This window comes from Priestia abyssalis, assembly GCF_002019595.1.
GTDB classification, from domain to species: Bacteria; Bacillota; Bacilli; order Bacillales; family Bacillaceae_H; genus Bacillus_BA; species Bacillus_BA abyssalis.
The window spans coordinates 5,499,499-5,513,161 of record NZ_KV917369.1 but is presented as its reverse complement, the minus strand read 5'-3'; the positions used below and the strand labels follow the sequence as shown (position 1 = coordinate 5,513,161).

11 protein-coding genes and 1 pseudogene are annotated in these 13,663 nt (G+C 38.7%); 8 read left to right on the top strand and 4 right to left on the bottom strand.

All coding sequences use genetic code 11. The features are described 5' to 3' along the window. Nucleotides 1–65: 65 nt before the first annotated feature. From BK575_RS26380 to BK575_RS26370, 3 genes and pseudogenes are all read left to right on the top strand, one after another. Nucleotides 66–389: pseudogene (locus tag BK575_RS26380) on the top strand (aminoacyl-tRNA deacylase); the annotation flags it as partial. Between the two features lie 208 nt (nt 390–597). Beyond that, a complete protein-coding gene (locus tag BK575_RS26375; RefSeq protein WP_078414480.1) occupies nt 598–2,784 on the top strand; it encodes a DNA topoisomerase III in 2,187 nt (728 codons plus the stop codon). Nucleotides 2,785–2,913: 129 nt separating this feature from the next. Beyond that, entirely contained in the window at nt 2,914–4,014 is a 1,101-nt protein-coding gene (locus BK575_RS26370; protein WP_078414479.1) for a PRK06851 family protein, read from the top strand. A 56-nt stretch (nt 4,015–4,070) separates the two neighbouring features. Here BK575_RS26370 and BK575_RS26365 read toward each other — a convergent pair whose 3' ends face one another. From BK575_RS26365 to BK575_RS26355, 3 genes are all read right to left on the bottom strand, one after another. Next, on the bottom strand, nt 4,071–4,862 hold the full coding sequence (locus BK575_RS26365) for an endonuclease/exonuclease/phosphatase family protein (protein WP_078414478.1): 792 nt from the start codon (nt 4,860–4,862) through the stop codon (nt 4,071–4,073). Nucleotides 4,863–4,865: 3 nt separating this feature from the next. Beyond that, on the bottom strand, nt 4,866–6,506 hold the full coding sequence (locus BK575_RS26360) for a PTS transporter subunit IIBC (protein WP_078414974.1): 1,641 nt from the start codon (nt 6,504–6,506) through the stop codon (nt 4,866–4,868). 295 nt (nt 6,507–6,801) lie between these two features. Next, the gene (locus BK575_RS26355) at nt 6,802–8,451 is read right to left on the bottom strand and encodes a M20/M25/M40 family metallo-hydrolase (protein WP_078414477.1); all 1,650 of its coding nucleotides are present in this window, start codon (nt 8,449–8,451) and stop codon (nt 6,802–6,804) included. A gap of 384 nt (nt 8,452–8,835) precedes the next feature. Here BK575_RS26355 and BK575_RS26350 point away from each other — a divergent pair, with 384 nt between their 5' ends. From BK575_RS26350 to BK575_RS26335, 4 genes are all read left to right on the top strand, one after another. Then, the gene (locus BK575_RS26350; RefSeq protein ID WP_078414476.1) at nt 8,836–9,609 is read left to right on the top strand and encodes an SDR family oxidoreductase; all 774 of its coding nucleotides are present in this window, start codon (nt 8,836–8,838) and stop codon (nt 9,607–9,609) included. A 169-nt stretch (nt 9,610–9,778) separates the two neighbouring features. Further along, complete coding sequence (locus BK575_RS26345; RefSeq protein WP_139368110.1) at nt 9,779–10,057, top strand: ATP-binding protein; 279 nt, start codon at nt 9,779–9,781, stop codon at nt 10,055–10,057. A gap of 216 nt (nt 10,058–10,273) precedes the next feature. After that, complete coding sequence (locus tag BK575_RS26340) at nt 10,274–10,615, top strand: DUF3243 domain-containing protein (RefSeq protein WP_078414474.1); 342 nt, start codon at nt 10,274–10,276, stop codon at nt 10,613–10,615. Between the two features lie 271 nt (nt 10,616–10,886). Further along, nucleotides 10,887–11,759 carry a Cof-type HAD-IIB family hydrolase gene (locus BK575_RS26335; protein ID WP_078414473.1) on the top strand — a complete coding sequence of 291 codons (873 nt, stop codon included), beginning with the start codon at nt 10,887–10,889 and terminating at the stop codon, nt 11,757–11,759. 248 nt (nt 11,760–12,007) lie between these two features. On the opposite strand, the gene pdxK is transcribed toward BK575_RS26335, so the two are convergent. Continuing rightward, nucleotides 12,008–12,847: a pyridoxine/pyridoxal/pyridoxamine kinase gene (gene pdxK, locus BK575_RS26330; protein WP_078414472.1), complete on the bottom strand. Its 840-nt coding sequence runs from the start codon at nt 12,845–12,847 to the stop codon at nt 12,008–12,010. A gap of 674 nt (nt 12,848–13,521) precedes the next feature. On the opposite strand from pdxK, the gene BK575_RS29450 reads away from it, so the two are divergent. Next, the gene (locus tag BK575_RS29450) at nt 13,522–13,653 is read left to right on the top strand and encodes a hypothetical protein (RefSeq protein WP_268877750.1); all 132 of its coding nucleotides are present in this window, start codon (nt 13,522–13,524) and stop codon (nt 13,651–13,653) included. Nucleotides 13,654–13,663 lie beyond the last annotated feature (10 nt).

The window sequence follows — 13,663 nt, the reverse complement described above, 5'->3', positions numbered from 1 at the left end:
ACTGCAAAACAAACAATGGATCATTCGTCAAAAGTCATTGATATATGTCGATGGCTTTTTGATAAATCACGCAAGGAAGTAAACAAAGTCTTTATGTATTTGTCATCCCGGTGGAGGCTGAGTTAGATTTAAAAAAAGCTGCCAGGGCAGCAGGCGAAAAGAAAATAGAGATGATACCCGTGAAAGATATTCAGAAGTGGACAGGATACATTAGGGGAGGGTGTTCTCCTGTTGGAATGAAAAAGCTGTATCCGACTTTTATCGACCACAGCGCTTCCTCGCTGGAGACGATGGTTGTGAGCGGAGGGAAAATTGGTATTCAAGTGGAATTAAGTGTTGAGGATTTAAAAGAAGTCACATCAGCCGCTATGTGCGAGGTCATAAAGTAAACCTTCCGTTATTGGAAGGTATAATCCGTTAGAGCGGGGCAAAAATGAAATCTTTGGCTAAAAGACTGCTGAGGGCTTCTATGGATAGGGCCTCAGCTGTAACGAACTAATGAAATGAGAAAATACATGTTACAATAGAAGTAGAGAAAACATTGGAGGTATCTCCTCCAATCATTAGGAATTTAGTCATTTTGAAAGGATTGTTTGGATGAGTAAAACATTAGTGTTAGCGGAAAAACCCTCTGTAGGCCGTGATTTAGCGCGTGTGTTAAATTGTTCGAAAAAAGGAAACGGTTATTTAGAAGGCAGTCAATACATCGTGACATGGGCGCTGGGGCATCTTGTGACACTGGCAGATCCGGAGGCTTACGATGATAAATATAAATCATGGAATTTGGAAGACTTGCCGATGCTTCCTTCCCACTTAAAATTAGTCGTCATTAAAAAAACCGGCAAGCAGTTTCAAGCGGTAAAAGCTCAAATGAATAGAAAAGATGTAAAAGAAATTGTCATTGCAACGGATGCGGGACGTGAAGGAGAGCTTGTTGCACGGTGGATCATCGAAAAATCCCATATCCAAAAACCGATTAAGCGTCTATGGATTTCATCCGTGACGGACAAAGCGATTAAAGAAGGATTTCGCCGCTTAAAGGACGGAAAAGAATACGAAAATCTATATGCTTCAGCGGTAGCTCGTGCCGAAGCGGATTGGGTAGTAGGGATTAACGCTACCCGTGCTTTGACCGCTAAATATAATGCGCAGCTTTCGTGCGGACGAGTGCAAACGCCGACACTGGCAATGATTGCAAAAAGGGAAGAAGAAATTAAGCAATTTGAGCCAAAAACTTTTTATGGGATTCAAGCCGTAACAGATCAGTTGAAACTGACATGGCAAGATGAAAAGACAAAAGACATCAAAACATTCTCTAAAGAAAAAAGCAATGAGATTCTCGCTTCTCTTCGAGGAAAAAAAGCAGAAATCATAGAAATAGAAAAGTCCTATAAAAAGAGCTATGCTCCGCAGCTCTATGATTTAACAGAACTTCAGCGAGAAGCGCATAAGAAGTTTAGTTATTCTGCAAAGGAAACTCTCTCCATTTTGCAAAAGCTTTATGAGCACCATAAAGTAGTGACGTATCCAAGAACCGACTCACGCTATTTATCGACAGATATGGTAGAGACGTTAAAGGAAAGAATAGAAGCTTGCAGCATGAAACCTTACAATCAGTTTGCATTTAAATTGCTGAAACAGCCCATTAAAGCCAGCAAATCTTTTGTTGATGACAATAAGGTATCCGATCACCATGCCATTATTCCGACAGAGCAATCCGTTCTGCTTAGCTCTTTAAGTGATAAAGAACGAAAAATCTATGATTTAGTCGTCAAACGTTTTTTAGCTGTACTATATCCGCCGTTTGAATATGAGCAAACAACCATTAAAGCTAAAATTGGTACTCAATCTTTTACGGCAAAAGGAAAAGTGGTGCTTTCCCAAGGTTGGAAAGAAGTATACGAAAATCGTTATGAAGATGAACAGGCGAAGGATGACATAGGAGACCAAACATTACCAGCAGTAAAAAAAGGGGATGTATTGGCTGTTGTTTCTCTTCATCAAACAAAGGGAGAGACCAAGCCGCCTGAACGTTTTAACGAAGGAACATTGCTTTCGGCCATGGAAAATCCGGTGAAATATATGGAAAATGAAAGCAAGGAGTTACGAAAAACAATTGGAGAAACAGGCGGCCTTGGAACGGTTGCGACAAGAGCCGACATTATCGAAAAATTATTCAATAGCTTTTTAATTGAAAAAAAAGGGAAGGATTTAGTCATTACGTCTAAAGGAAAGCAACTTTTGGATTTAGTGCCTGAAGAGCTGAAATCTCCCGATCTTACCGCACAATGGGAACAAAAGCTTGGAGCTATTGCAAAAGGCAAAATGAAAAAACAGATGTTCATTAAAGAAATGAAAGACTATGCGAACACGGCTGTGCATCAAATTAAAAACAGTGAAAAGAAATTTAAGCATGATAATTTAACAGGAAGCAGATGTCCGGATTGCGGCAAACTTATGCTTGAAGTGAATGGGAAAAAGGGCAAAATGCTCGTTTGTCAGGACCGTGATTGCGGCCACCGTAAAAATATTGCAAAACAAACGAATGCAAGATGCCCGAATTGCCATAAACGACTCGAACTCCGCGGTGAGGGAGAAGGGCAAATATTCGCGTGCGGCTGCGGCCATCGTGAAAAGCTCTCGACATTCAATGAAAGAAAGAAAAAAGAGCAAAAAGGTAAAGTGTCCCGAAAAGATATTAATAAATATTTAAAGACTCAGGACAAAGAAGAACCGTTAAACAATCCGTTTGCAGAAGCATTAGCAAAGCTTAAATTAAAATAAAGTGTCATGAAAGGGAAGGCCTTAAAGGGTCTTCCTTTTTAATTTGGGCTTTCACCCATCGGCCGTCCCCATCATATGTTAGTCTATGTGACTATGCATTTTGACTTTCATGGAAAAGGGGCGGTTGAGATGAATGGAAAGATCCTCAATTATTATGCTGGAGGCAACACGGCGCGGGGGTTTTACAGCTTATACGAATCAAATCTTGCGGGGATGGATCGGCTATTTATTTTAAAAGGCGGACCGGGTACAGGTAAGTCTTCTTTAATGAAGCACATTGGAGCCGAATGGAACCGTAAAGGATATGATGTTCAGTATTTACACTGCTCGTCTGACAATAATTCAATTGACGGAGTCATTATTGAACAGTTGAAAGTAGCCATTGTAGATGGTACAGCTCCTCATGTAATTGAGCCAAAGTGTCCCGGAGCGGTAGAGGACTATGTGAATTTAGGTACTGCTTGGGACTCTGCACAGCTTGCTGCACAAAAAGACACAATCATGCAATATACAGAACGGATCAGTGCGGCTTTCCAGAAGGCTTATGACTGTTTTGCTCAAGCCTTGCACATCCATGATGATTGGGAAAAAATTTACATTAAAAATATGGATTTTTCAAAAGCGAATGCTTTAACGGAACAACTTCTTCATCAACTTTTCCAAGGTCAAACATTAGATAAAAAAGCGGATGTTCGTCACCGTTTCCTCGGGGCCGCTACACCGAAAGGGGCAGTGGATTTTGTTCCTAATTTAACGGAAGATGTTACAAAACGCTATTTCATTAAAGGACGTCCGGGCTCAGGGAAATCCACCATGTTGAAAAAGATTGCAGCCCGCGCAGAACAAAATGGTTTTGATGTAGAAATCTATCATTGCGGATTTGATCCAAACAGTTTGGATATGGTAATCGTAAGAGAATTGGGCTTCGCTATTTTCGATAGCACGGCACCGCATGAGTACTTTCCAGAAAGGGAATCTGATGAAATCATCGATATGTATGAGGCCATCGTGACTCCAGGGACAGATGAAAAGTATGCTGAACAGCTAGCGGATGTCTCCGGTAAATACTCCTCTAAAATGAAGGAAGCAATTTCTTATTTAGCTGGGGTAAAGTCGCTGCGTGATGAATTGGAAGCCATCTATATTGAGGCAATGAATTTCGAGATGGTGAATAAAATTCGAGAAGATATTCAACATCAAATTGAGCAAATAGCTGAAGGTCAAAAGTAAATGGAGAAAGGCTGGATCAGAAGGATAAATTTTATCTTTCTGGTCCAGCCTCTTTATCATTGCTTTACATGAATTTCTACTCCAAAGTGATCAGAAATAACCAATTTGTTTGCCCCATTAAAAATCACATTTGAAGATAAAATAGAAATAGGTTGATTCGTTAAGATCAAATCAATTCGTAAATCTTGCTTATTTTGATCCCATCCGGCAATCTTTCCTCTTACGGTTATACCACTGTCAGCTTTTTCTGCCAGGTGATACGTATCATATAAACCTTGCTTTAAGATATAATCATATCCCTCTCCTCGAATCAGCGCGTTATTATTGAAATCCCCCATCCAAAAAGTGAGTGTTTCTTGTTTCGTTTGCTGAAGAAGAGAATCCAGCTGCTGCTGAAACGGTTCTTCTTCATCTTCCCACCATCCGAGATGGCAAGAATAAAAGGAAACGAGCTTACCGTTATATTCTATTTGAGCACCCACTATTTTTCGAGTTTTCCAATAGTTTGTATCTTCATTTTTAGAAATGAAGAAGGATTTATCTCTGGTAATGGGATGCTTCGTTAAAATGGCTAGTCCTTCTTCGTAGATATCATAACCGATATGAGCAAAATCCCAGATGATCTCATAATCCGTCACTCCGAGCTTTTGTAGTTCTCCCAGTAAAACAAGAGCAAAGTTGTCTTCTTTTAATTGCCCGGATACGACAGGAGAAGCAATAGATTGACTCACTTCTTGCAGAGCGATGACATCATAAGATTTTTCTTGAATGGTTTCAGCTAAATGTTTGATTTTGTTCAGTTGATTCTCTTCTTGCCAAGAATGGCAATTCAACGTTAAAAGCTTCATAGCTTATGCTCCCAGGCGGTCTTGAATATTAGATTTTAATACATCTGCTTTTGGCCCATAAATCGCTTGTACCCCTTTATCTTTTACGATTAATCCAAGCGCACCGTGTTGCTTCCATTGCTGTTCTGCAGCAACGGCATTGGCATCTTTTACTGTAACACGAAGGCGAGTCATACAAGCATCCACGTCTTCGATGTTCTCTTGTCCGCCTAATAAGCCAATAATTGTTGTAGCAAGAGAATGGTCGTTTGTTGCTGTACTGCCCTGTACCGCTGAAACTGCTTCTTCTTCGATATAATTACCTGCACGGCCTGGTGTAGGGAAGTTGAATTTCTTGATCATGAAATTTGCTACGGCAAAGTTCAATCCAAAGAATACAAGACAAGCTACTACAAAGTTTACGAGATCTAACCAAAGACCGGCTTTTACAATCATTGGAGTACGAGTTAATAACTCAATGATTCCAAATGAGTGAACGCGAATATCGATAATATCAACGATAGCGAAGGCCAAACCCGTCATGATTGCATAAGCGACATAAAGGATTGGAGCAGCAAACATGAACATAAATTCGATTGGCTCTGTAACTCCTGTTAAGAATACGGCTAACGCTGCAGAGAAGAACATAGATTTATATTTTGAACGCTTATCTTTGTCAACGTTACGGTACATGGCAAATGCAATACCAAGTAGAGATGCACAAGAAAGGATCATTTGTCCTACTTTAAAGCGTGCAGGAGTCACATCATTCAATAATTGGTTATAGCTTGCAGTATCGCCAGCCGCAAGGAAATTATTTAAGTCTGCAATCCAAGCAAGCCATAATGGATCTTGTCCTGCTACTGCTTGTCCAGCACTTGAACCTGTTAAAATGGTATATGTTCCGCCAAGTTCTGTATAGTTCATTGGAACAGTAAGCATATGGTGTAATCCAAAAGGCAATAGTAAACGTTCTAATGCACCAAAGATAAATGGAGCAATGATTGGAGCTGTATCACGAGATGATGCAATCCAACGTCCAAAGTCGTTTAACATTCCTTGAACAAAAGGCCAAACGAATGATAATACGATAGCGGTTACAACAGAACCTGCGATAACCACAAATGGTACGAATCGTTTACCGTTAAAAAATGAAAGAGACTGTGGCAATTTATCATAATTATAATATTTATTGAATAGATTCGCTCCTAAGAAACCGGAGATAATCCCTACGAATACCCCCATGTTCAAGGCAGGGGCACCAAGAATTGATGTAAAGTAATCTTTTACTACTAGTTCACTGCCGATTAAAGATGTTACAGTAGCTTCAGGATCTGCCAACATGGCACCGTTTACACCGAAAATAGATCCTGTAATGCGGTTAATCAATACAAATGCGATTAAAGCTGCGAAGGCACCTCCAGCCCGTTCTTTTGCCCAAGATCCTCCAATAGCAACAGCAAATAACACATGTAAATTCGTAATAATTCCCCAACCGATGTCTTCCATGACTCGTGCAATCGTTTGCAAAAATGATATATCTCCTGTAGACATACCTATTAATTTACCTAGGGAAATCATAATCCCAGCTGCAGGCATTACTGCCACGACAACCAATAAAGCCTTACCAAACTTTTGCCAGAAGTCAAATGAAGCAAACTTCATCTTTTTCATCCGTAATTCCTCCTCCTTGTGTATCCGTTTTCTTTATAGTGAAAAATAAAAGGTGTAAAATTATGATGATTACTATTCTATGTACTCATCTTTTTAGTGAAAGTTTAGCGCAATCGCTTGCACGTACTTTATTTTAATCAAAACCTTTTCATATTGCAATAAAAAAGCAAGAAAGAATCACTTTTTCTAGAGTAAAGTTTAAGGAACACAAAAAGCCCCTAAAAATGAACGTATCATAACCGCCTGATTGGTATATAGCGGTATCGTTCATATTTAGGGGGGGCAATCACTTCAGTAAATTTTTGATTACGTTATGAGTTAAATTCGGTACGATCTCTAATGAATAAGTCATTTCCATGCGCTCAAATTTTTTATGGGCATCTAAGCCGTAAGGGCCGATATTAATGACGGGTACATTGATATCGCGAATATCTTGATAATCTACATAATGCTTCGTTCCCCATCCCGGATTATTATCGGAAACCGCTTGGATGGATTCCTCATCATCGCTTAAGGCAACAAAACTCATATCTGAAATATAAGGGAAGAAATTCCTTGATATAATGGGTTGCTGGTAAGTTGGTTGGATATCAGCTATCGCTTGATCTAATGCTTCCATTAAGTTTCTTTCTTTTTCCGTCTCTCCCGTCATCTCGATTCTTGGGGAATAAAGAGACGAGTAAAAAAGGATGATGGCCGGACTCTTATCTTTCACCCATCTCCAGGCTTCTTCTACTACTCTTGCAGCAAACATACGAGTGTCCAGTAATACATCTAAAAGCAGTTTTTCTTTAAAATTGTCCATATGTTCTTCATACACATATCCATGTTCACTGAGAAGCTGCTGATGCATTTCCTCATAAGTCATGACACGAGAACGCCATGGAATAGGCTGGTAAGGCTCGCTACTTAATTCACTGTACGTTTTATATCGTTCCGTAAATAAAGAAAGAGTTTTATCAAAAGCGATTTCAGCCTGTTTTTTTAACTTTTCTAATACTTCTTTAGGCGTCCATGAGTAAATGAAAAAGTTATAGTAAACATAGGCAGATAACGCGGTCTGTACAGTGTAAGAAGGTTTTAAATCGGTTTGCTTTAAGGAAACTGGCGGAACTGTCACTTCTCCATAGGCCTCGTTGCATAATTCAGGATTATAGCTGATTTGGTTGGTAAGTTCAGCTGCAATCAGATTTGGGTCTAATCCTTCAAAACAAGAGCCAACATGGGTTTCTGCCCCTGTAATAAAGAAAGAAGGCAGCAGCTTTCCGACGGTTCCCTTATAGATATAGCGGTTTTGATCACCCTCAAAACGAGGAGAAACAAAGTCGGCATTAATGGCTGCGATATAATCAAAGCCATGTTCTTCTTTCCAGTTCTTTAATACTTTAAGGGCCGAGAGAATACCGTGTGAACCATCTTCTTCATCACATTCAGCAACAAGTACAAGGTTCCCTTCTAACTCTTCCGGATGTTCCGAATAATATTTTAAAAGATAAAGATGGCTGGCAACGCCGCTCTTCATATCAAGTACCCCGCGGCCAAACAACCAATCCCCTGATTGTAAATGTTCTTGAATATTCGGCGGAAGGACCTCGTGTTTCAAAGCTTCCATTAGGTCATCGGGGTTGCATGCCTGTGTCTGTAACTGATTGAAATCATCGATTCCTACCGTATCCATATGACCCATTAAAATGATGGTTTTGTGGCTTTCTTTTTTGGTTCCCTTTACAAAGGCCAGTACATTATAACGCTCGCGTTCATCATTAACCGTCTGAACTTTCGTTACATGTGAAGGATTTTCGGCAAAATAGGGAAAGGAAGAAATAAGGGTAAGCAACGCTTGGGCGATGACTTTTTCCCCATCCGTATTGACAATACTCTCTATGTTTACAAGCTGTTTTGTAAAGGATAAAACATCTTCTCGACAATTTAACATCATAAATCTCCTTTACTATATTAAGAAATTATAATCTGTCATTCATTAAATCTTACAATTACATACAATATTTTTAGGTTTACTAAACATTCTATTTAAAACAACAATTTCCTTTAAATAATCAGTTTTATAAAAAAATAAAGGAAACTTCCATCAGTGGAGGTCTTACTGTCTGTTAATGCGAGGAAAAGTTCCTTTTACTGATTTGGAATCATGAACATACAAGGAAAAGGTTATAAACTTAGTGACAAATTTAACGATTTGTTGAATGAACAGATCCAAACCCTAAAACTTTCTTCTGTTCTGTCTGCTCGCTATAATGAGAGAGTGTGAAAAAATGTATCTTGATATCACCAAAACTGTGTTTGTAAAGGGTGGAAATCATTGAATCAAACGAGCGTATCTTTTATTACAGGAAGCGGGACAGGACTGGGTAAGCGGACAGCTATAGAGCTGGCAGACAAAGGATCCAATCTTATTTTGAACTATGTAAACAGCGAGGAAAAAACGAGGGAATTAGCCCTTTCATTAGAAAAAACATATGGCATTAAAACATTGGTTCTCAAAGGGGATATTTCCCGATTTGAAGACTGTCAATCAATGGTTTCACAAGCCATAGAGTATTTTGGACAAATCGATATTTTAGTGAACAATGCAGGCCCGTATGTATTTGAACGAAAAAGAATGATTGATTACGAAATTGAAGAATGGAATTATATGATTAATGGCAATTTAAACAGCGTATTTTACCTATGTAAATTGATTATTCCCTTCATGAGGAAACAAGGGTGGGGCAGAATTGTAAATATTGGTTTTGATCGAGCGGAAACAGCCCCTGGCTGGAAATATCGTTCAGCATTTGCAGCTGCTAAAGCAGGCCTGGTATCCTTGACGAAAACATTGGCACTGGAGGAGGCTAAAAATAAAATTACGGTCAACATGGTATGTCCAGGAGATATCATCGGTGAGTGGAAGGAAGCAGGTATTGAACAGGCAAAAGCGCAAATGGATGAAGCAACACCTGTTCAACGTGCCGGTACCGGTCAAGATATTGCCAGAACCATCTGCTTTTTATGTGAGGAACAATCAGATTTCATTACAGGGGCAGTTATTTCTGTAACAGGCGGAAAAGATGTACTCGCTAAAGTAAAGGAATGAAATAACTGAAAAGCTAAGCTGCACGAATGAACAAAAAACTTTTAAAATCAGCATCTTACTTGAAGAGAATCTAGAAAAAGATAAATGCAGTAGGATAATGGCGGGGAAAGTCATTGAATGCCTTTATCCGCATCCGATACTGTTTTTGCTGGAATTAATGGAGAGCCTTATGAATTATATTAGAAATAGAAAGTTAAAAGCTATTATTAGCCTATCTGTCATGATGCTGCTAATCTTAATAGCTATAAATGTCATTGCAGAAGAAGAAAAAGACCGGATTTTCCAAAAGGGGTATTTAACGAAGAATAGGAAGCAGGGAAAAGCGAGAGGGCAAAGTTTATCTATTGTACAAGAAATGGTTAGAAAATATAGAGGAGAAATTAATCTGGATTCTTCAGAAGAAAAAACGTCATTTAAAATAAGGATTCCGATTTATGAGCAAACCTAAACGTCACAACGAATCAAAAAAGGCACTTTGAACAGTGTCTTTTTTGATGTTTGAATTTTACAGAATCATGCTGTGAGTTAGAATATTTTGTTCCCAAAGATGAAAGCCCTATTTCTTTTGCCTACATTCAATTTATGTTTAATCGATAGAAAAAGCGGTTATTTCATTAGTAGTAAAGAAAAAAAGAAAGAAAATTCCAAGGAGTGAGGAGAGGTTATGATGGAAAAACAACACGTAGTAGAGAAAGACGGACAAGTAAAAACAAATCAAGTAGAAGGCGCCATTCACCGTATGGGTGACGAAAAAATTGAAGAAATTACAGCCAACTTTGATTCGTTTAAAAGCTATTTGAGCGAAAAAGTAGAACTGGGTAAAAAATTGGGGTTAGGCGAAGAGCAGCTCGCTAAAACAGCAGAAAAGGTAGCTGGTTATTTGGCTGCCAATGTAGAACCGAAAAATAGAGAAGAGAAGCTGCTTCAAGAGTTATGGAAATCAGGGAATAAGGAGCAGCAGCATATGCTTGCTCATATGCTTGTAAGGCTAGTAGAGGAAAAATAAGTTTTAATGTAAACACAATGATGAAAATAAAAAAGAAAGCGCCGTTTCTCTTATTGGGTAAATGAAAATCCAAAAGAGAAGCGGTGTTTTTTATTGTATGAGTTCTAATACGCCAAAAGCGCCAACCATGAGAATAAATAGTAAAGGTGTTATAATGGAAAAATAAGATAAAATGATGTTTAATTTTTTGGAAATAAGAACACATAGAGAGTAAAAATTTAAGAGAAGTTATCGAGATATAGCGACAGAAAGTAGAAAGAGGGTGTACTGGATGATTAAATGTATTGCAAGTGATATGGATGGAACGTTAGTAAATACCCGCCATACGATAAGTGAAGAGAATGCAGATGCTATTCGTGCAGCACAGTCAAAGGGTGTAGAGGTGGTCGTTGCAACAGGGCGTTCCTATGAAGAGGCACATTTTGTATTAGAGGAGGCCGGCATTAGTTGTCCGATTATTTGCGTGAATGGAGCGGAAGTTCGCTCTGCTGAAGGAGAAAAGCTTTATTCTATCCCTCTGGACAGTCATGAAGCAAAAAACATTGCTTCATTGCTGAAGAGCTTGGATGTTTATTTCGAAGTGTATACCAACCGGGGTACATATTCAGAGGACTATGAAAAAGCGTTGTCTGTCATTTTAGACATTTTTATGAGCGCCAATGAAAAGCAGGATTACGAAAAAGCGTTAGAGGGAGCAAAAGAGCGCTTTGAAAAGGGCAGAGTCCATTTGATTGAAAGTTATGCCTCTTTATTTGAGGATGAAGAGATTGAAATATATAAGCTGTTGGCTTTTTCTTTTGATGGCACAAGGCTTGCTGAAGCAGAAGAGAAATTACAAGAGAACGGGCAAATAGCAGTGAGTTCTTCAGGTTTTGAAAACTTGGAAATAACCCATATCGACGCTCAAAAAGGCATTGCTTTATCTAATTTTGTTGAAAAAAAGGAAATTCCTCTCTCGGAAACCATGGCTGTCGGTGATAGCTATAATGATATTTCCATGTTTAAAGTAGTAGGAAGAGCAGTTGCGATGGGAAATGCACCAGAGGACATTCAACAAATGTGCCATATGGTTACCGCTACAAATCATGAAAATCAAAATGGTGTAGCAAAGGCTATTATGAAAGCGCTAAGTGAAAATGGTTGACCCCCTTCGATGGAAGAGGGGGTTTTTCTCTTTGTAGAATGAAGTGAAAATCGTTCATAAACTGTCAAAAGATTTACACTTCATAATCTTCTCATGGTAACATTGGGGAATATTGTAGAAAGAGGATTAGCAAGCCTTAAGGCAAATCAACTGAATTAAGGAGCTCCATCTCAAAAGAGCATCAGGACAATCCAGCGAAAACAAGGATTTTCCTGATGCCTTTTTATTGGCTTATTTGATCTAAGTTTTTAGTTGTTGACAGCTTCTTCAGTTTTGCCTTCTGCATAGTTGCGATAAGCTCCGTGATTTGTAGGACCCACATATTGATTTAATGGAAAAGAATGACGTATAGCTTCTGTAATGAAGGCTTTTGCTGTTAAAATGGCTTCTTTGACAGGCTGGCCTTTTGCTAATTCAGCAGCAATAGCTGCAGAATAAGTGCATCCTGCTCCGTGAGTATAGGTTGTTTCGATACGATCAGACTCTAAAATATCAAACGTTTTTCCATCATAAAGGACGTCTACGGCTTTTTCGTGCTGTAATTTGCCGCCGCCTTTAATAAGGACATACTTGGCGCCTAGTTCGTGAATTTTCACTGCCGCTTCCTGCATTTGTTCAATGGTACGAATAGTTCCAATCCCACTTAATTGCCCGGCTTCAAACAAGTTCGGTGTTACCACTATCGCTCTTGGAACAAGGACATCCCTCAGGCTTTCTGCTGTTTCCGGGTGCAGTACCTCATCTTCACCTTTGCAAACCATAACCGGATCGACTACGACGTTTTGAATTTTATGTTTGTCAATGGTTTCAGCGGCCAATTCAATGATTTCAACAGAACCGAGCATCCCTGTTTTAAGGGCCTGTACTCCTATACCTTCAATAATGGTTTTTAATTGAGCACGCAATGTTTCGACATCGATAGGAAAAACACTGTGCGACCATCCGTTAGATGGATCCATTGCCACAATGGTCGTAAGAGCAGTCATCCCGTAAACTCCACGCTCTTGGAATGTCTTTAAATCAGCTTGAATACCAGCACCCCCGCTGCTATCAGAACCAGCGATTGTAAGAGCTTTATACATTGTCATAAAAAAGATCCTCCTTAGTTGATATTTGATTTTTAGTCATAATGCTTCGAGTGTATTTTATCCCGCTCTACAGGGGCATAAAACCTCAATTTTTATAAATAGACATCGACTTTGATTATAATGGTAGCTTCTTCTTCTTGGGTTGTAAATGAATTTCATCGGTTTTCTGCTCGTGGATGAATACATTTTGTCGAGACTAAAAAAATCACACGATTATTTTAATTTTATATTCCTAGATAATGATAACCCTCTTAAAAAATATATGAAAAAAATAAACTTTATTATAAATCAAGATAATCCATTCAAATTATTTTATATTTATTCTTTAATATGTTTTGTTATTCAAATACTATATTGACATATCATATAGAGATATTTATATTTATAAATAAACATTCAATTTTCGTTTAATTCAGAAAAGGTGTGGGGAGATGAAAGTAACAGTCAGACCCGCTCAATATGTTTGAGAGTCTAATGTGTTAAAAGAAGCGGGAGATTAGATCGGGAAGTTTGGAAAAAATCCATTTTAATCAGATGGAAGAAGAGCTTAGAAATTATTGAAGAAATATTCCATCAAAGTTTAGATAAATGCGGTCTATCATTGGAATGTTCACTTTGGTACGGAGGGGAAGCGTCCCAAACGAACATTATTATCAAGAAATCGGATTGTCGAAATGGGAATAAAAGAATTAACGTCAAGCCAATGGGAGGATTTCAGAAAAGTGGCTGTGACGATTGAAGATGTGGCGAATATGCCATTTGAGGTTACCTCAAATGGTGATAGAAGCTGTGCAGCGGGCAGATGAAATTGGGAAG